The 19561-nt window shown below is 66.4% G+C and carries 17 protein-coding genes; 10 read left to right on the top strand and 7 right to left on the bottom strand.

Annotated elements, in window-relative coordinates; genetic code table 11:
- Nucleotides 1-2: 2 nt before the first annotated feature.
- From Q8S30_RS09835 to Q8S30_RS09805, 7 genes are all read right to left on the bottom strand, one after another.
- Complete coding sequence (locus Q8S30_RS09835) at nt 3-1055, bottom strand: sugar phosphate isomerase/epimerase (RefSeq protein ID WP_305665850.1); 1053 nt, start codon at nt 1053-1055, stop codon at nt 3-5.
- 11 nt (nt 1056-1066) lie between these two features.
- Nucleotides 1067-2377, bottom strand: a complete 1311-nt coding sequence (gene xylA, locus Q8S30_RS09830; protein ID WP_371135484.1) for a xylose isomerase — start codon at nt 2375-2377, stop codon at nt 1067-1069.
- Nucleotides 2368-3414, bottom strand: coding sequence for a LacI family DNA-binding transcriptional regulator (locus tag Q8S30_RS09825; RefSeq protein WP_305665848.1), 1047 nt, complete (start codon nt 3412-3414; stop codon nt 2368-2370). The genes xylA and Q8S30_RS09825 overlap by 10 nt, the downstream gene beginning before the upstream one ends.
- A gap of 144 nt (nt 3415-3558) precedes the next feature.
- Complete coding sequence (locus Q8S30_RS09820; RefSeq protein ID WP_305665847.1) at nt 3559-4311, bottom strand: IclR family transcriptional regulator; 753 nt, start codon at nt 4309-4311, stop codon at nt 3559-3561.
- Between the two features lie 102 nt (nt 4312-4413).
- Nucleotides 4414-5499 (bottom strand): extracellular solute-binding protein, encoded by a 1086-nt coding sequence (locus Q8S30_RS09815; protein ID WP_305665846.1) that lies wholly within the window; start codon nt 5497-5499, stop codon nt 4414-4416.
- A 34-nt stretch (nt 5500-5533) separates the two neighbouring features.
- Entirely contained in the window at nt 5534-7321 is a 1788-nt protein-coding gene (locus tag Q8S30_RS09810) for an ABC transporter permease subunit (protein WP_305665845.1), read from the bottom strand.
- Nucleotides 7318-8460, bottom strand: coding sequence for an ABC transporter ATP-binding protein (locus tag Q8S30_RS09805; RefSeq protein WP_305665844.1), 1143 nt, complete (start codon nt 8458-8460; stop codon nt 7318-7320). The genes Q8S30_RS09810 and Q8S30_RS09805 overlap by 4 nt, the downstream gene beginning before the upstream one ends.
- A gap of 241 nt (nt 8461-8701) precedes the next feature.
- Between Q8S30_RS09805 and Q8S30_RS09800 the strand changes: the two genes are divergently transcribed.
- The 10 genes from Q8S30_RS09800 to Q8S30_RS09755 are packed head-to-tail and all read left to right on the top strand — an operon-like array spanning nt 8702 to nt 19560.
- Entirely contained in the window at nt 8702-9502 is an 801-nt protein-coding gene (locus Q8S30_RS09800; RefSeq protein ID WP_305665843.1) for a CoA transferase subunit A, read from the top strand.
- Complete coding sequence (locus tag Q8S30_RS09795; RefSeq protein ID WP_305665842.1) at nt 9499-10251, top strand: CoA-transferase; 753 nt, start codon at nt 9499-9501, stop codon at nt 10249-10251. The genes Q8S30_RS09800 and Q8S30_RS09795 overlap by 4 nt, the downstream gene beginning before the upstream one ends.
- Nucleotides 10252-10265: 14 nt before the next feature.
- Nucleotides 10266-11471: a CaiB/BaiF CoA-transferase family protein gene (locus tag Q8S30_RS09790; RefSeq protein ID WP_305665841.1), complete on the top strand. Its 1206-nt coding sequence runs from the start codon at nt 10266-10268 to the stop codon at nt 11469-11471.
- A gap of 9 nt (nt 11472-11480) precedes the next feature.
- Complete coding sequence (locus Q8S30_RS09785) at nt 11481-12530, top strand: 2-hydroxyacid dehydrogenase (RefSeq protein WP_305665840.1); 1050 nt, start codon at nt 11481-11483, stop codon at nt 12528-12530.
- Nucleotides 12531-12538: 8 nt separating this feature from the next.
- Complete coding sequence (locus Q8S30_RS09780) at nt 12539-13216, top strand: class II aldolase/adducin family protein (protein WP_305665839.1); 678 nt, start codon at nt 12539-12541, stop codon at nt 13214-13216.
- A complete protein-coding gene (locus tag Q8S30_RS09775; RefSeq protein WP_305665838.1) occupies nt 13216-14721 on the top strand; it encodes an FGGY family carbohydrate kinase in 1506 nt (501 codons plus the stop codon). Before Q8S30_RS09780 ends, Q8S30_RS09775 begins: the two co-directional genes overlap by 1 nt.
- Complete coding sequence (locus Q8S30_RS09770; protein WP_305665837.1) at nt 14718-16262, top strand: acetolactate synthase large subunit; 1545 nt, start codon at nt 14718-14720, stop codon at nt 16260-16262. The genes Q8S30_RS09775 and Q8S30_RS09770 overlap by 4 nt, the downstream gene beginning before the upstream one ends.
- A gap of 12 nt (nt 16263-16274) precedes the next feature.
- Nucleotides 16275-18596 carry a molybdopterin guanine dinucleotide-containing S/N-oxide reductase gene (locus tag Q8S30_RS09765; protein WP_305665836.1) on the top strand — a complete coding sequence of 774 codons (2322 nt, stop codon included), beginning with the start codon at nt 16275-16277 and terminating at the stop codon, nt 18594-18596.
- Entirely contained in the window at nt 18593-19162 is a 570-nt protein-coding gene (locus Q8S30_RS09760; RefSeq protein WP_305665835.1) for a peroxidase-related enzyme, read from the top strand. The genes Q8S30_RS09765 and Q8S30_RS09760 overlap by 4 nt, the downstream gene beginning before the upstream one ends.
- Nucleotides 19163-19164: 2 nt before the next feature.
- Nucleotides 19165-19560, top strand: a complete 396-nt coding sequence (locus tag Q8S30_RS09755) for a rhodanese-like domain-containing protein (RefSeq protein ID WP_305665834.1) — start codon at nt 19165-19167, stop codon at nt 19558-19560.
- Nucleotide 19561: the final 1 nt, after the last annotated feature.

Genomic DNA, 19561 nt, shown 5'->3' with positions numbered 1-19561 from the left:
GCTCAGATCCCCAGCATGCGGCGGTTGGCGGCATCGTCGGCGCCGCCGCCCGCGAAATCGTCAAAGGCTTTTTCGGTGACGCGGATGATGTGGGACTTCACGAACTCCGCCCCCTCGCGCGCGCCGTCTTCGGGATGCTTCAGGCAGCATTCCCATTCGACCACGGCCCAGCCGGCAAAGTCGTTCGCCGCCATCTTGGAAAACACCGCCCCGAAATCGACCTGCCCGTCGCCCAGGCTGCGGAAGCGCCCGGCGCGGTTCGTCCAGCCCTGATAGCCGCCATAGACACCCTTGCGCCCGGTCGGGTTGAACTCGGCATCCTTGACGTGGAACATGCGGATGCGGTCCTTGTAGATGTCGATATTGTCCAGATAATCAAGGCATTGCAGGACGTAGTGCGAGGGGTCGTACAGCATGCAGGCCCGGGCATGGTTGCCCGTCCGCTCAAGAAACATCTCGTAGCTGTCACCATCATGCAGGTCTTCGCCGGGGTGGATTTCATAGCAGACATCGACCCCGCACTCCTCGGCATGGTCAAGGATCGGCGTCCAGCGCTTCGCCAGTTCGTCGAAGGCAGCCTCCACCAGCCCCGCCGGGCGCTGCGGCCAGGGGTAGACAAACGGCCAGGCGAGCGCGCCCGAGAAGGAGGCGTGGGCGTCAATCCCCATATTGCGCGAGGCGGTGAGGGCCTTCTTGACCTGATCCACCGCCCATTCCTGCCGGGCCTTGGGATTGCCGCGCACCGAAGGGTCGGCAAAGCCGTCAAACGCCTCGTCATAGGCGGGGTGGACGGCGACCAGTTGGCCCTGAAGGTGGGTGGACAGCTCCGTCACCTCCACCCCGTTGGCGGCGGCTACGCCCTTGAACTCGTCGCAGTAGTCCTTGCTGGCAGCGGCCTTCGACAGGTCGATCAGCCGCGCGTCCCAACTGGGCACCTGCACGCCCTTGTAACCACAATCCGCGGCCCATCTGGTGATGCTGTCCCACGAGTTGAACGGCGCGTCATCGCCAGCAAATTGCGCCAGAAACAGCGCCGGTCCCTTGATCGTCTTCATGGCTCCCCCCTTCAGACGTAACGGTTCACGAGGTTTTCAAGTTGCTCCTGCCGGCCCGAGACCGGCTGCGGATCAAGTCCGCGTGCAACAGCAGCGTCGGCGATCTCTTCCAGCCGCGCGCCCGGGGCCAGCATCGCCTGCGCGGCCTGGCCCTGCCAACCGGCATAGCGCGCGTCCCGCGCGGCCTCCAGGCGGCCCTCCTCCAGCATCTTGGCAGCAGCTTTCAGCCCGCGGGCACAGACATCCATCGCGCCGGCATGGGCGGCGACCAGATCCTCGGCGTCCAGCGACTGGCGGCGGAGCTTGGAGTCGAAATTGGTACCGCCAGTGGTGAAGCCGCCGCCCTTCAGGATCTCATAATAGGCCAGCGCCACCTCGGGAACGTTGTTGGGGAACTGATCGGTATCCCAGCCCGATTGCTGGTCATTCCGGTTCATGTCGATGGACCCGAAGATGCCAAGCGCATTGGCCAGCGAAATCTCATGCTCGAAGCTGTGGCCCGCCAGGATCGCGTGGCCCTGCTCGATATTCACCTTCACCTCATCCTCCAGCCCATAGCGGCGCAGGAAGCCGTAGACGGTGGCGACGTCGTAATCATACTGGTGCTTGGTGGGTTCCTGCGGCTTCGGCTCGATCAGGATCGCGCCCTTGAAGCCGATGCGGTGCTTGTAGTCCACGACCATCGACAGGAAGCGGCCCATCTGGTCCAGCTCTTTCCCCAGATCAGTGTTCAGCAGCGTCTCATACCCTTCGCGCCCGCCCCAGAGCACATAGTTCTCGCCCCCCAGACGCTGGGTCACGTCAAGGCAATCGCGCACCGTCGCGGCGGCATAGGCAAAGACATCCGGGTCGGGGTTGGTCGCCGCGCCGGACATGTAGCGGCGGTTCGAGAAGAGGTTCGCGGTGCCCCACAGCAGCTTGGGCCCGCCCGCCTCCATCTTGTGCTGGAAGATGTCGGCGATGCGGTTCAGCCGGTCGCGGCTTTCGGTCAGGCTGGCGCCTTCGGGGCGCACGTCGTGGTCGTGAAAGCAGAAATAGGGCGCGCCGAGGATGCGGAAGAAGCCGAAGGCCGCATCCGCCCGCGCCTCGGCCAGCGCCATCGTGTCGGCGGGGAACCAGGGCCGGTCAAAGGTGCGCCCGCCAAAGGGATCGCCGCCCTCCCAGCCGAAGCTGTGCCAATAGGCGACGGCAAAGCGCAGGTGGTCCTTCATCGGCTTGCCAAGCACGATCTCGCCCTCATCGTAGTGACGGAACGCAAGTCCATCGCTGTCCGGTGCAAAACCCAGCGGGGCGATACTTCCAAAATAGTCGCTCACGTCCATCCTCCATTGGCATTTGGATCAGGCAGATTGTCTGCCAAGTAGATTGTCGGGACGACGCGGCTGTCAGGAGCAGGCAGGTCATCCGCAATGGCGCGCATCGCGTCGATGGCGCGGCTGATTTCTTCGGCGGGTTTCTGGTCGATGACTGCATCGATCATGCCGCACTTCAAGGCCGCGCGACTGGTTGGTGTCAGTTCGTGAAGGACAACGACGGGGCGGTTTCTTTCAATACGGCTTAGAAGATCTACCAATCCGCGGTTGCCCCCGCCGATCGAATAGATCCCCGTTATGGCGGGGTCGGATTTCAGGATTTCACTCACCCGGTCCAGCATGATCTCGGGGCGATCCTGCACCTCGATGGGCGGAAGAATCTCAAGGCCAGAGCCGGGCGCGGAAATCACCTCTGTTGCGCCCTGCAGGCGCTCGCGGTGGTCGCGCACGCCCATCGTGCCCAGAATGGGCAGGATACGGCCGGTCCGGGTCTTGTGGGTCAGCAACATCAGGCGGCCGGCCGTGCGCCCGGCGATCACATTGTCGATGCCGATATAGGACTGCCGCAGATCGGTGGCGCTGTCGGATACCAGCGTAATGACCGGCAGTCCTTTCCCGACCAGCCTGCCTATCGCAGCGTCCAGAATATTGGAATCAACGCCGATCAATGCGACGCAGTCGTAATCCTCGGGATTGATCCTGCTCAATTCCGCAGCGAGCGCTTCGGCATCAAATGCCGGAACGTCGTAATGCGTTATGACCAGCCGATCCACAAGGCGCCTGACCGTTTCATGCAAAAGCGCCTCACGCAGAGTGGTGAAGAAGCCGTGGTCGCCCCGCGGCAAAAGGAAAAGGAAACGGTAATTTCGCCTGCGCGACAGATTGGCAGCGTGAATGTCACGCCGATATCCAAGCTCTTCAATTGCACGCTGAACGCGCTGCGCAGATTTTTCTGCGACGCCACCCCGTCCATTCAAAACGCGATCAGCGGTCGAATAGCTGACACCTGCTGACCGCGCTACATCATGTAGCGTGGGGCTTTTCATGATTCTCCTCCCAGAATGATCTTCCCAGAGGGGGTGATAGACGTCAATCAGTTTTGACAGACGTATGTCAAAACTGGGGCCTCGGACACGCTGTCGGCCCGACCGCGTCAGAGAGGCATCAAAAAGACTGCCGCTGGGGCGCCCTCAGCGCCGCGAATAGCCCAAGGCGGCCGAAATCGCCTCGGCCGCTTCCATCACTTGCGGCGCGATCAGCTTCAACTGTTTGCGCTTGAGCCGCGAGTCCGGGCCCGAGATGCCGATGGCCCCCACCAGCTCACCCGAGCGGCCCAAAATGGCGCAGGCGCAGGCGGCGATACCGTCGCGCCACTCGCCATGCAGCACCAGCGCATGGCCCTGCGCGCGGGCCTGAGCGACGTCCTCGCGCAGCTCGGCCAGCGTGGTGCGGGTGGTTTCGGTATAGGCGCGCAGATGCGGGGTGAACCGTTCCAAATAGTCGTCTGGCATGTGCGACAGCATAGCCTTGCCCGTGGCCACGGTGAACGCCGGCGCCCGAGAGCCGACGCTGGTATTGGCGCGGATGTGATGCGCGCTTTCGATCTTGTCGAGATAGATCACATCGATGTCTTCCAGCACCGACAGGTGAACCGTCTCGCCCGTCTGCTCGGCCAGCCGGGTCATCGCCGGGCGCGCGATCTTGATCAGGTCCATGCGGCGGATGACGTGGCTGCCAAGCTCCCAGATCTTGGTCGTCAGCTCATAGGTGCTGTTCGCCGGAACCTGCCGCACATAGCCGTGAGCCTGCAGGGTCTGCAGCAGGCGATGAACGTTGCTCTTGGTCATCTCCAGCTCTGCCGCCAGATCGCTGACCCCGCGGGGCAGGTCACTGAGGGCGAGGGTTTCCACAAGGCGCAGTCCCTTGACGAAGGCTTTGTCCATAGATGTCCCGATACTCACTCTGCGCGCCGGCAGCGCCCTGGCCGCCGACTATAGCGCAGAATGCGATGGCCGCGACAGAAGCGTCGCGGCCATTCCTGTGACTTATTGTGCCAGCAGCGCGTTCAGCTGTTCCTGGCCATGCTCTTCATTGGTGGTCGTGCCGCCTTCCGACATCGCCCCCCAATAGTCCGGGCTCCACTCGATGGCGCGCGAAACGTTGGCGGGGTTGTTGGCCCAGTAGGTGCTGACCGCCGGGTCCGCCGCCTCGAACACCACCGAGGACGGCAGTGCCACCGGGAAGTTGGAGGTCAGCTCGGCCGCACGCTCGGGCTCCAGCCGCCAGGACAGCAGCTTCATGGCGTTTTCGTAGTTCGGCCCGTCCTTCGGGATCGAGAAGAAGTCGTAATAGATGAAGCCCTGGTTCCACTCCACCTCGATCGGGGCGCCTTCCAGCGCCAGTTTCGAGGTCGATCCGGTATAGGCCATGCACATGTCGGCCTCTCCATCCAGCAACAGCTGCGGCGGCTGCGCCGAGGTGGTCCACCATTTCGACACATGCGGCTTGATCTCGGCGATCTTCGCCAGCGCGCGGTCCATGTCCAGCGGGTAGAGCTGGTCCTTCTCCACGCCGTCGGCCATCAGCGCCGCTTCCATCACGAAGCGCGGCCAGGCCGGCAGGCAGCGCTTGCCCGGGAACGCCTCGACATCCCAGAAATCGGCCCAGCTTTTCGGGGCCTCTTCCTCGGAATAGACGTCGGTGTTGTAGACAAGGCCGACGCCGATCACCTGCAGCGCGACGCCCTTGGGCCGCTTGAGGTTGTCCGGCATGGCGGCCAGCGTCTTCTGCGCGCCTTCCGACATCATCGAATAGTCGATATCGGCCAGGCAGCAATCACCCAGAAGCTTCGTTTCCTGGTCGAAGATGAAGGTCAGGTCCCATTCGGTCTTGCCAGCCTCGACCTGCGCCTTGATGCGCGGGCCGGACCGCGCCTCCTGCACGGTGATGACGTCGATGCCAGTCTCCTCCTCGAAGGGATCGTACATCACCTTGCGCAGCGCCTCGCCATAGCCGCCGCCGGGATCTTGCATGATCACCTCGGTGCTTTGCGCCAGCACCGGACCGGCGCCGAATGCGGCGGTGACGGCCAGGGCCGACACCATTCCTTTCAGTCGATAAGATCCAAGCATCACATCTCCTCCTCTGTTTTACTTGGGTTTGCAGTCAGTGTGCCGCGCGCGACCGCCCGAAGACGGGCCGCGCGAGGAAGATCCCACCGACGACCAGCACGACTTCCAGCGTCGAGACGACGGCCAGAACCGGGTTGAGCTGATAGTTGATGTCGGCCCAGAGCATCAGCGGCAGCGTCTTCATCCGCGGGCTGGACAGGAACAGCGACAGCACCAGTTCGTCGAACGAGTGCAGGAAGGCAAAGAACACCGCCGCGGCGAGCCCCGGCGCGATGGCGGGCAGGGTCACCGTGCGGAACACCGTCAGCACCGAGGCGCCGTGCACGGCCGCGCTTTGCTCCAGCTGCCGGTCCACCGCCTGCAGCGAGGCGGCGACGATCACGATCACGATCGGGATGCCGCCGATGGCATGGGCGGCCGCGAGGCCGAAATAGGTGCCGACAAGGTTGAGGTGCAGGAACAGGCTGTAGAGCGACAGGCCAAGCACCACCGGCGGCACGATCATCGGGCTGACCAGCAGCAGCATCACCGCCGATTTATAGCGGATCTCGCTCCGCACGATGCCTATCGCAGCCGTCGCGCCAAGCGCAACCGCCATCACCGAGGATAGCGCCGCGATCCCCAGCGAGTTCCAGAAGGCCGACATCCAGTTCGAGTCCGAAAAGAACTTCTCGTACCACTGCAGCGACCAGCCCGGCGGCGGGAAGGTCAGGTAGCTGGCCTTGCTGAACGAGATGACGATCACCACAAGGATCGGCAGGATCAGCGTGCACAGCACGAACCCGCCGAGGATCCGCACCGTCCACTTGCCGGTGTCGGCAGGCATCCGCCCCAGCAGGCGCAGGATCGGCCAGCCAGCCATATCGGCCACCAGCATCCTGGCGCTGCGCCGCGTCGGCCCGGCGGCGGCGCGCTTGGATTTTGCCGGAGTCTCTGCCACCTCGGACAGCTTGCCGCCGCCCCAGATGAACTCGAACCCCATCAGCCGGCCGGCGATGCCGACAACGACCAGCGTGATCACCAGCAGCACCACCGCCAGCGCCTGCAAGAAGCCCTCGCCGGTGATGGAATCGGCCTGCTGGGTGATGTGCATGGCGAACATCTGGTCGCCCGGGCCACCCAGCAAAGTGGGGGTGATAAAGAAGCCAAGCGCGCTGACGAAGACCAGCAGGAACCCGGCGCCGATGCCAGGCAGGGTCAGCGGCAGCAGCACCCGCCAGAACACCGCCAGCGGCCCGGCCCCGCTGGCCAGCGCCGCGCGGATCAGGTTCTGGTCCAGCCGCGACAGGCTGGAATAGATCGACAGCACCATCAGCGGCATCAGCACCGCCGTCATGCCCATCAGCACGCTGCCCCGGTTGAACAACAGCGCCAGCGGCTCGTCATAGATGCCCAGCCAGATGGCGGTCTTGTTGATCGGCCCGTTGCGCCCCAGCAGCACCATCCAGGCATAGGTCCGGATCAGGATGGCGATGAAGTAGGGCAGGATCACCGCCGTGGCGATCATCGCCTGCACGCTGCCCCGGCTGCGCTGGATCAGCAGCGCCGTGGGATAGCCGAACAGCGCACAGAGGCAGGCGACCGTCAGCGCGATCTTCATCGTACGCAGCAGCGATTCCCAATAGAGCGGGACCGAGAAGACCCGCGCAATATGGCTCCACCACGGATCGGCGGCGACGCTGACGCGGCCGAGATCGATCAGCGGCATCACGTAGATCGCGGCCAGGAACAGCACGGCCGGCACCAGCAGCAGCGCCGGAGATTTCAGCCAGGCGCCACGCGGCCTTGGCGCGGCCGTGCCAGACAGCGGCGCGGCGGTCATGCCAGCACCCAGCAATCTTGCGCACCCCAGCCGACATGGATCTTGCTGCCCGGCGCAGGCAATTCGCGGGCCGCAGTGTCCGGGCAGCGGATCAGCAGCGTCTCGCCACCCTCCATCGCTGCCTCGATGCGCAGCGTCTCGCCCATGAACAACGCCGAGGTGACGGTCGCCGGGGCGGTGCCGGGCTGCGGGCTGTCATGCAGCGCCATGCGTTCGGGACGGATCAGCACCGTCACCTTGCCGATGGAGGGGACATTGCGGCTGCCAGCCTGAAAGACATGCCCGGCCTTGCTGCGGAGGGTGGCGATGTCGCCCCGCCGCTCCAGCACTTCGGCCTCGATCAGATTGCTCTCGCCGACGAAGCCGGCGACGAAGCGGCTTTTCGGGTGGCGGTAGATTTCCAGCGGGCGGTCCACCTGGATGATGTGGCCCTTGTCCAGCACGGCGATACGGTCGCTCATCGTCAGCGCCTCGCTCTGGTCATGGGTCACGAACAGGATCGTGCTGCCGATGGTCTGGTGCAGCTCGCGCAGCTCGATCTGGATTGACTCACGCAGCCGCCGGTCCAACGCCGACAGCGGCTCGTCCATCAGCACGACGCGCGGGCGCATCACGATGGCCCGGGCAATCGCCACCCGCTGCTGCTGCCCGCCCGACATCTCGGACGGTGTCTTGGCCGCATGTTCCGAAAGCCGCATCATCTCGAGCGTTTCCGCCACGCGCCGGTCCGAGGCGGCCCGGTCAAGCCCCGCCATCCGCATCGGAAAAGCTACGTTCTGCGCCACGGTCATGTTGGGAAACAGCGCATAGCTTTGGAACACCATGCCAAACCCGCGCCGATGGGTCGGTACATGGGTGATCGACTTGCCGTCGATCAACACCTCGCCGCCATCGATGCGCTGGAACCCGGCCAGCAGGTTCAGCAGCGTGGTTTTGCCGCTACCGGACGGACCCAGAAGGGTGATGAACTCCCCCGGCTCGACATCAAGGCTGATGCGGTCGGCGGCGACGAAGGCCCCGTATTTCTTGGTGACCTCGCGCATCGAGATCCGGGCCCCGATGATGTCCTGTCCGCGCCCCGCCCGGCCGGACGGCGCCACCTCTCCACGCGGATCGCGCAAAGTCTGGGTCTGTATCATTGCATCCTCCCATGCGTTCTACATTATAGAACAGCATTCCGTATTTCATTTTCAGGTGAGTTTCGCGCTTGTCAAGAAGTTCCGCGTCGGCGGCGCCGGCCGGACCGAAAATTCTCTGTGTGCCCCCCTCGCAGCAGCGATTGACACCCCTGCCAAGCTCTGCCTATCCTGATTTTCAGAATATTGTTCTATATTGTAGAACGCTAGGCGCGCTGCCGCAAAACCGAAGGGGAGGACACAGATGCAAGCCGATCTGCGGGCCATGGCCGCGCGCATCCGCCCCGGAATGCGAATCGCCCTGCCGGTCGATTACGCCGGCGTGTCGATGGCCATGACCCGCCCGCTGATCGCGCATGGCGCAGGCGATCTGGATCTGGTCTGCGTGCCGACCGGGGGGCTTCAGGTCGATCAACTGATCGGGGCGGGTCTTGTCCGCGGCGTGGAAACCAGCGCCGTGTCACTGGGCGAGGCCGGGGGCGCCCCGCGCTTCAATCAGGCGGTGCAGGACGGCGCGATCCGCCTGCGCGACGCCACCTGCCCCGCGATCCATGCCGGGCTGATGGCGGCGCAGAAGGGCAGCTCTTTCATGCCGATGCGCGGGTTGATCGGCACCGATGTGCTGCGCCACCGGGACGACTGGCGCGTGATCGACAACCCCTTTGACACAGGCGGCGACCCCATCGTGCTGATCCCGGCGATCCACCCCGATGTGGCGATCTTCCACGCCCCGATGGCCGACCGCTTCGGCAATGTCTGGATCGGGCGGCGGCGCGAGCTGGCGGCGATGGCCTATGCTTCGGCAGAAACGCTGGTCACGGTGGAACGCATCGTCGAGTACAACCTGCTGGCCGATGAGATGACAGCGGCGGGCACCTTGCCCGCGCTCTATATCACCGCTATCGCACCGGCGCCGCGCGGGGCATGGCCTTATGGCCTCTGGGGCGAATACGGCACCGATACCGATGAGCTGATCCGCTACGCCCGCGCCGCCCGCACCGAGGCGGGCTTTGCCGAATACATGGCGCAGGAGGTACCGGCATGACCCCTATCCTGCCGCGCGAAACGCTGATCTTCACCATCGCCCGCCTGCTGGAGGGCGTGCGGCTGGTGGCGGTAGGCGCCTCCTCACCCATCCCCGCAGCCGGCTCGATGCTGCGCCGGGCGCTGGACGAGCCAAGCCGTCAGGTGCGCCTGTCGGTGCTGGGATCGGTCGAGCATAACTTCTTCACCAACGGCTCGGCAGAGCTGTTCGATTCCGCCGGACAGGGGCGGCTCGATGCCTTCTTCCTTGGCGGCGGGCAGATCGACGGGCAGGCCAATGTCAATCTGGTGGGGGTGGGCGACTACCCGGCCACCTCGGTCCGCTGGCCCGGATCCTTCGGGTCGGCGTACCTCTATTTCACGGTTCCGAGGGTGATCTTGTTTCGCGAAGAGCACACGCGCCGCGTGTTGGTCGAGAAGGTGGATTTTATCTCGGCCCCCGGCACCAGCCCAGAGGGCGTCTATCGCCCCGGCGGGCCGGTGGCGCTGCTGACCAGCAAGGCACTGTTCCGGTTCGACAAGGCGCGCCCGGGCTTCACGCTGGACAGCGTCCACCCCGGCCACAGCGCGGCCGAAATCGCCGAAGCGACGGGCTTTGCCTATGACGCCCCCGCCGCCCCGACCCAGACCCCCCAGCCGGATGCCGCCACGCTGTCGCTGATGCGCGGCCGCGTGCTGACCGAGCTTGCCGAAACCTATCCCGCCTTCGCCGCCGACTGGCGCCGCGATCTGGCTGCACTGGTTGCCTGAAAGGACGATGCCCAATGTTCAAACCCGGTTCTCTGGCCAATCTAAAGGTGATTGACGCCAGCCGCGTACTGGGGGGGCCCTATGCCGGGCAGATCCTCGCCGATCACGGCGCCGACGTGATCAAGGTCGAACCGCCCGCCGGGGACGAAACCCGCGGCTGGGGCCCGCCCTTTCTGGACGGCGCTGCCAGTTATTTCCTCGGCCTCAACCGCAACAAGCGCGGAATCGCCGTCGACCTTGCCCAAGAGGCGGGGCGCGATCTGCTGCTGGACCTGCTGGCCGATGCCGACATCTTCATCGAGAATTTCAAGACCGGCACGCTGGAGCGGTGGGGCGTGGGGCAAGACGAGTTGTCGCGCCGCTTTCCCCGGCTGATCCACGCCCGCATCTCGGGCTTTGGCGCCGACGGGCCGATGGGCGGCCTTCCGGGCTATGACGCGGCCATCCAGGCGCTGTGCGGGATCATGAGCGTGAATGGCGAGCAGGGCGGCCAGCCGCTGCGCGTCGGTCTGCCAGTGGTAGATATGGTCACCGGCCTCAACGCCGCGCTTGGCATCATGATGGCGATCCATGAGCGGGCGGCCAGCGGCAAGGGCCAGTTCGTCGATACCAGCCTTTACGATTGCGGCGTGTCGCTGCTGCATCCGCATCTGCCGAATTACTACCTGTCGGGGAAGGTGGCAGAGCCGTCGGGCAACGCCCATCCCAATATCTGCCCCTATGACACCTTCGCCACCGCGACCGAGCCGGTATTTCTGGCCGTCGGAAACAACCGCCAGTTCGCCATCCTCTGCGCCATGATCGGGCGCCCGGACCTTCCGGGGGATCCGCGCTTTGCCGCGAACAGCCAGCGCAACATCCACCGCGATGCGCTGAAGGTGGAATTGGAGGCGGCGCTTGCCGGCTTTGACTGCGCCGATCTGTCGGACCGGCTGATCAAGGCCGGCGTGCCATGCGGCGCGGTGCGCAGCATCGATCAGGTGGTCGCCGATCCCCACACCCTCCACCGCGAGATGGTGGTGGATATCGGCGCCTATCGCGGCACCGGCAGCCCGATCAAGCTGTCGCGCACCCCCGCCAGCTACCGCCTCGCCCCGCCGCAATTCGCGCAGCACACTGCCGAGGTGATGGCAGAGCGCGGGCTTGATACCAACCGCTACCGCGATGTGCTGCCGGGCCTGGATGCGCCTGCAGTGCCCGCCTCCGTGTCTGACGCCTGAGGATTGACCATGACCCAGCAGCCCCTGACCATCGGCATCATTGGCGACGGCTTCATGCAGCCGGCCTTCTTCGAGGACGCCCTGAAAGCCCGCCTGCCGGACCGTGACCTGCGCTTCCGGCAGATGGAGCTGGACTGGCCGCTACGACTGAAATCCACGAAACACGACCCGACCCTGCCGGTGGGCGAGTTCGTCGGGCGGCCCGAGGAGTACTTCGGCTTCCTCTGTGATCTCGACATCCTCATCACCCATCTGGCCCCGATCACCGGCCAAAGCCTCGACCATGCCCCGAACCTGCGGCTGATTGCCGTTTCGCGCGGCGGGCCGGTGAATATCGAGATGGCGGCGGCGCGCGAACGCGGCATCACCGTCGTCAACACGCCCGGGCGCAATGCCTCGGCGGTGGCCGAATTCACCGTCGCCTCGCTGCTAGCCGAAACCCGCAACCTGATCCGCGGGCATCTGGCGGTGGCGAACGGCACCTTCGGGCGCGAATTCTACCACTACGCCAATACCGGGCCAGAGCTGTGCGAGCTGACCGTGGGGATCATCGGCTATGGCGATATCGGCACCCGTGTCGCGCGTCTGCTGCGGCCCTTCGGCTGTTCGATCCTGATCTATGACCCGTTCAAGGAGCTGACGGAGGAGGAACAGGCCGCCGGCTTCCGCAAGGCAGATCTGGATGATGTGATGCGGCAGGCCGATGTGGTCACCCTGCACCCCCGCGTCACGCCGCAGACCAAGGGCATGATCAGCCGCGAGCGCATCGCCATGATGAAGCCCGGCGGCTACATCGTGAACACCACCCGCGGGCAGGTTCTGGACTATGCCGCGCTCTATGATGCGCTCGTGTCGGGCCATCTGAAAGGCGCGGCGCTGGACACGTTCGATCCGGAACCGCCGCCGCCCGACTGGCCGCTGCTGAAGCTGCCCAATGTCACGCTCTCGCCCCATATCGCCGGGGCGTCGCGCTATTCCGCCACCAAGGCTGCGGCCATGATCGCCGAGGACATCGCCCTGATCCTGGGCGGCCAGGCCCCGCTTTACCCCTGCACATGAGGTTTGCCATGACCGATGAAGACCGCGCCCTGCGCACCGAACTGCTGGAAGCCTGCCGCAGCATGAACCGGCTGGGCATAAACAAGGGAACCGCCGGCAATATCAGCGTCCGCCACGGCGACGGCTTCCTGATCTCGCCCACCGGCATCCCCTATGACAAGCTGATGCCCGAGCATGTGGTGGCGATGAACTGGGACGCGACCTTTGCGGGCGACGTCCTGCCCTCGTCGGAATGGCGCTTTCACCGCGATATCCTGCGGGCCCGGCCCGATCTGAATGCCGTGGTCCACACCCATTCCACGCAAGCGACCAGCGTGTCGATCCTCGGCCATGACATCCCGGCGATCCACTATTCCATCGCCGCCGCGGGCGGATCCACCATCCGCTGCGCGCCCTATGAGATTTTCGGCTCGCAAGAGCTGGCCAACCGGGTGGTCACCGCGCTGGAAGGGCGCCGCGCCTGCCTGCTGGCGCATCACGGGGTGATCGCGGCGCATGTGTCGATCGCGCGGGCGCTGGCGCTGGCGGTCACGGTTGAAGAGCTGGCGACGCAGTACCTGCTGTGCCTGCCGCTTGGCACGCCCCCGGTCCTGTCCGAGGCAGAGATCGCGGAAGTGCTGGTCAAGTTCAAGACCTATGGCCAGCAGACGCCCGAGGTTCAGGAAGGCCTTCGTCAGGCATCGTGATGGACCAGGTTCTGCTCTGCCTCGATTCAGGGACCACGGCGGTCAAGGCGGCGGCCTTCGATGGCCGGGGCCGCATGATCGCCAGTTCCGAACGCCCGAACGGCGCCCTGCGCCGCGAGGGCGCGCGGGTCGAGCAGGACATGGAGGTGACGCGGGCCGAGGCTTTGGCGGTGCTGCGGGACTGCGTGGCGCAGCTTTCGGTGCCGGTGGCTCGGCTGGTCTCGGGGCTGATCATCACCGGGCAGGGCGACGGGCTCTGGCCGGTGGATGCAGCGGGGCAGCCCGTGGGCCGGGCGCTGACCTGGCTGGACGGGCGGGCGCGCGGGCTGGTGACAGAGCTTGCCCCGGCGTTGGACGCGGTGCAGGCGATCACCGGCTCGCGCCCCACCGCCGCCTCTGCCAGTCTTCAGCTGCTGTGGCTGCAGCGGAATGAACCTGAACAGTTGGCCCGGATCGCCCATGCGCTGCGGGCGAAGGAATGGCTGTTCCTGTCGCTGACCGGCCGCGTTGCGGGTGAGCCGACGGCCGCCCTGCCGGTCTGGGGCAACTGGCGCGATGGGCAGCTGGCGGCTGGCGTCGAACAGGCGCTTGGCCTGACGCGCGGGCTGGCGCTGCTGCCCGAGTTTCAGCCCGTCGGCGCCTGCCGCGCCGGCCTTGCCGCCGATATCGGCCTGCCCCTCGGCCTGCCGGTCCTGCTGGGCCCGGGCGATGTGCAATCCACGCTGATCGGCCTTGGCCTCGGCAGCCGCCCGGGCGTGGCGCGCGCCTCGATCTTCGGCACCAGCTCGATCCATGCCTGCCTGCACCATGACCCCGCTTCGATGGCAGAGGCGCCGCCCGGCGCGATGGTGCAGCAATTCGCGCTGGGGCCAGGATGGCTGTGCTTTCACCCCAGCTTCAACGGCGCGACGCTGCTGCAGCACCTCGCCCGCCAGTTCGCCGACCTGCCGGCTCCGGCACCGCCCCGCTACTCCGGCCTGATCCTTCATCCGTTCTTCGAGCCGGGCGGCGAGCGCTCGCCCTGGACCGACCCGCACGCCACCGGTGCCCTGCTGGGACTGACCGCCGCCACCACGCCCGGCGAGATTGCCTGGGCGGGGCGCGAGGCGTTGGCCTTCGTCGCGCGGCATAGCCACGCGCTGCTGGGGCCCGAGCCGGGCGCGCTGTCGCTGGGTGGCGGGCTGGCGGGCGACCGGCATTTCGCGCAATTCCTGGCCGCCGCGACGGGGTATGAGGTGCAGCTCAGCCCCGGCGGTCATGCAGGGTTGCGCGGGCTCGCCGCCATCGGCGCGCGGTTCTTGCTGGGCGAAGAGCTTGACACCATCGCCGCTCGTTGGATTGGTTCGCCGACCGAGACGGTCGGGCCGCAGCCCGCCGAAATCACCCGCTACGCCGCGCAGAAATACGCCCTCTTCGCCGCGCTGGTCGAGGCGATACGCCCCCACTGGCCCGCGCTGGCCGATCTGCAGGCCCAAGCCGAACCCCTTGCCCGGAGACCTCAATGAACGGCGCCGACCTTCTTTGCGAAACCCTGCTGGCCAATGGCATCGACACCTGCTTTGCCAATCCCGGCACGTCTGAAATGCATTTCGTGGCGGCCCTCGACCGTCAGCCGCGGATGCGCTGCGTGCTTGGCCTTTTCGAGGGTGTGGTGACCGGCGCCGCCGATGGCTATGCCCGCATGGCCGAAAAGCCGGCGGTCACGCTGCTGCATACCGGGCCGGGGCTGGCGAACGGGCTGGCGAACCTGCACAACGCGCGCCGTGCCCGCACACCGATGGTGAACGTGGTCGGCGACCATGCCACCTATCACCTTGTCCATGACGCGCCGCTGACCTCGGATATCGATGCGCTGGCCCGGCCGATGTCGCACTGGGTCGGCCGCGCCGAGGCTGCCGAGGCCGTGGGCCGCCGCACCGAAGAAGCGATCCGCGCCGCCCGCGCCGGCGCGGGTGGCATCTCCACGCTGATCCTGCCCGCCGATGCCGCCTGGACAGAGACGGAGTTTACCCCGCCGGTGGCGATCACGCTGCCCACGCCCTCCGCGCCCGATGCGGCGCAGGTCCGGCAGGCGGCAGCCTTGCTGCGCAACGGCCGCGCGACCACGATCCTCGTCACCGGCACGGCCCTGCGCGCGCCGCAGATGGAGATACTGGACCGTATCGCGCAGAAAACCGGCGCGCGGGTGCTGGCGCAGCAGGCCAATGGCCGGATGCAGCGCGGCGCGGGCCGGGTGGCGGTGGACCGCGTGCCCTATGTGATCGATCTGGCGTTGGCCAGCTTTGCCACGACCGAGCAGGTCATCCTGGTCGGCGCCAAGGCCCCCGTCGGCTTTTTCGCCTATCCCGGCAAGCCCGGCTCGATGCTGCCAGAAGCCTGCACGGTGCTGGAGCTTGCCAGCCCTGACCACGACCTGCCCGCGGCCATCGAGGCGCTGGCGGATGAGGTGGGCATGGCCCCGGCGCCCCGGCTGGCACCGCGGCATCGGCCAGACCTGCCCACGGGCAAGCTGACGCCTGATGCCATCGCCATCGCCCTTGCCGGCGCCATGCCCGAAGGGGCGATTGTCTGCGACGAGTCCATCACCTCGGGCCGGGATTTCTTCCGCACGACCTATGGCGCCGCGCCGCATGACTTCCTGCAGCTGACCGGCGGTGCCATCGGCGATGGCATCCCGATGGCGACCGGCGCCGCCGTCGCCTGCCCGGACCGCAAGGTCATCGGGCTGCAGGCCGATGGCAGCGGCATGTACACGGTTCAGGGCCTGTGGACGCAGGCGCGCGAAAAGCTGGACGTGCTGACCATCGTCTTCGCCAACCGCCGCTACCAGATCCTGCATGGCGAGCTGCTGAACGTCGGCGCCGGACCCGCGGGCGAGAATGCAAGCCGGATGCTGGACCTCGACAACCCCGCCATCGACTGGGTGCAGATGGCGAACGCGATGGGCGTCGAGGCGGCGCGGGCCAATACGGTCGAGGGTTTCCGCGACCTGCTGCGCACCGCCCTGGCCCGCAAGGGGCCGTTCCTGATCGAAGCCGTTATCTGAGGGATGCAAGACATGATCCGCCGGGTTCCGCATTGCAGCCATTGGGGCGCCTATACCTTGCTGGTCGAGGAGGGCCGCATCGTCGGTGTCGAGCCGTTCGAGCATGACCCCGCCCCCTCGGCCATCATCCAGTCCGTCACCGACTGGGCCAAGCCGGACCGCCGCATCCTGCGCCCGATGGTGCGCGAAGGCTGGCTGGCGGCGCGGGAGGGCAGCAATCGGCGCGGCCGCGGCAGCGAGCGTTTCGTGCCGGTCAGCTGGGACGAGGCGACCGATCTGGTTGCCGGCGAGATCCGCCGCGTGTCGCGCGACCACGGCAATGCCTCGATCTTCGCCGGCAGCTATGGCTGGACAAGCTGCGGGCGCTTTCACCATGCCTGCACCCTGTTGCGGCGGATGATGAACCTTGCCGGCGGCTACACCGGCCATGTCGACACCTACTCCATCGCCGCGGGCCCGGTGATCTTGCGCCACACGCTGGGGGATGAGCGGGCCTGCGGCGGGCAGTCCAACACGCTCGACACCATCGCCGAGCATAGCGAGACGCTGCTGGTCTTTGGCGCCATGAGCCCCCGCACCGCGCAAAGCGAGGCAGGCGGGATCGGCGCGCATTATCTGGAGGGCTACCTGCGCAAGATCGCGGAGCGGGGGGTAAAGGTCATCCACGTCTCGCCCTTCCGCGAGGATCTGCCGGACTGGACCGGCGCCGAATGGTGGCCGATCCGGCCCAACACCGACACCGCCCTGATGCTGGGGCTGGCGGGAGAGATCGTTCTGGCCGGGCGGCACGATGCAGGCTTCCTTGAGCGCTGCACCAGCGGGTCGGAGCAGTTGCTGGCCTATCTGGGCGGCGATGGCGACGGGCAGGCCAAAACCGCCGACTGGGCCGCCGCCATCACCGGGATCGGCGCGCAGGCGATCCGCGATCTGGCGCGGCGCCTGACCGAAACCCGCGGCATGATCACCGCCAGCTGGGCCTTGCAACGCGCCCATCATGGCGAGCAGCCGTTCTGGGCCGCCATCGCCCTCGCGTCGATCACCGGGCAGATCGGTCTGCCGGGCGGCGGCATGGGCTTTGGTTATGGCTCGCTTGGTGGCGTCGGCGCGCCCTTCGTCACCGGCAAGTCACCGGCGATGTCGCAAGGCGCCAAGCCGATCGACAGCTTCATTCCAGTGGCGCGGATCAGTGACATGCTGCTGAACCCCGGCGGCGCCTACAGCTATGAAGGGCGGGACCGCACCTATCCCGACATCCGCCTTGTCTATTGGGCGGGGGGCAACCCCTTCCATCACCATCAGGACCTGAACCGCCTGTCGGACGCCTGGACCCGGCCCGAGACGATCATCGTGCAGGACCCGATGTTCACCGCCACCGCCAAGCGGGCCGATATCGTGCTGCCCGCCTCCACCTCGCTGGAGCGGAACGACCTGTCGGGCAACAAGCGGTCGGACTTCATCCTCGCGATGGCCAAGGCCATCGACCCCCTGGGCGAGGCGCGGTCGGATTTCGATATCTTCAACGCCATCGCCGAAAAGCTGGGCGTCGCCCCTGCCTTCAACGAAGGACGCGACGAGATGGGCTGGATCCGCCACATCTACACCGAAAGCTGCGATTACGCCGCGCAGCGGCTTGGCTTCGAGATGCCGGATTTTGAAGCCTTCTGGGCGCAGGGCTATGCCGCCTGCCCCGTACAGCAGGGTCATACCTATCTGGCGCCCTATCGCGCCGATCCTGCGGCCCATCCGCTGAACACCGAAAGCGGGCGCATCGTTCTGGGCAGCGACACGCTGGCGCGGCTTGGCTATGCCGATTGCCGCGCGCATCCGGCCTGGATCGAGCCGGCGGAATGGCTGGGCGGCGCGGCAGAGGGCGAGCTGCACCTGATCTCGCACCAGCCCAACGGCCGCTTGCATAGCCAGCTGGAGACGGCCGAGGCGAGCCTCGCCGACAAGCGCGGCGGGCGCGAGCAGGTGCGGCTGAACCCGGCCGATGCTGCAGGCCGGGGCATCGCGGACGGCGCTACAGTGCGCCTGTGGAACGCGCGCGGCGCCTGCCTTGCCACCGCTTGCCTAACGGATGCCGTGGCGCGGGGCGTGGCGATCCTGCCCACCGGCGCGTGGTTCACCCCCGCGGGTGCAGGGGGGCCAGAGCTGTCGGGCAACCCCAACGTGCTGACACTGGATATCGGCACCTCGGCCTTCGGGCAGGGCTGCTCGGCCCATACCTGCCTTGTGCGCATCGAGCCTTACGAGGGCGCGGCGCCCGACGCCGCCCAGACCTATCAACACGAACTGGCAGACATCTGTCCGCCCCAGGAGGAGACCTCACCATGACCTCACCGGCCATCAGCCGCTTTCCCGTCCCCGCGCTGGAAGACATGCCCGAGGATATCCGTACCCGCATTCTCGCCGTGCAGGAGAAGTCGGGCTTCGTGCCCAACGTCTTCCTGACGCTGGCGCACCGGCCCGACGAATTCCGCGCCTTCTTTGCCTATCACGACGCGCTGATGGACAAGCCGGGCAACCTGACCAAAGCCGAGCGCGAGATGATCGTGGTGGCGACCTCGAACGCCAACCAGTGCCAGTATTGCGTGGTGGCGCATGGCGCGATCCTGCGGATTCGCGCCAAGAACCCGCTGATCGCCGATCAGGTGGCGATCAACTATCGCAAGGCCGACCTGACCCCGCGGCAGATGGCGATGATCGACTTCGGCATGAAGGTTTCCGCCCGCGCCTATGAGGTGGGGGATGAGGATGTGGCGCTGCTGCAATCCCACGGCTTCACTGAAGAGGATATCTGGGATATCGCCGCGATCTCGGCCTTCTTCGGCATGTCGAACCGGCTGGCGAATGTCACCAGCATGCGTCCGAACGACGAATTCTATGCACTGGGGCGCTGAGAATGGCCAAGGGATACAAGGACATGCTGGCCGAAGCTGATGCACTTGTGCAGTCGGTGACGGGGGACGAGATGGCGGCGCGGCTGGACGATGACGGCGTGGTCTTCGTCGATATCCGCGACCCGAGGGAACTGGAGCGCGAAGGGCTGATCCCCGGCGCCTTCCACGCCCCGCGCGGGATGCTGGAATTCTGGATCGACCCCGAAAGCCCCTATCACAAGCCCCGCTTCGCCGAACCGAAGACCTTCGTCTTCTACTGCGCCTCTGGCTGGCGGTCGCTGCTGGCGGCACGGCTCGCACAGGAGATGGGGATCGAGGCCCGCTCGATGCTGGGCGGGTTCGGCGAGTGGAAGAAAACCGGAAAGCCGGTCGCGGCCCGGGAAAAGCACAGCGGTTGAC

Source organism: Frigidibacter sp., from assembly GCF_030695035.1.
Classification (GTDB): domain Bacteria; phylum Pseudomonadota; class Alphaproteobacteria; order Rhodobacterales; family Rhodobacteraceae; genus Frigidibacter.
This window is presented reverse-complemented; position numbering and strand designations above follow the sequence as displayed.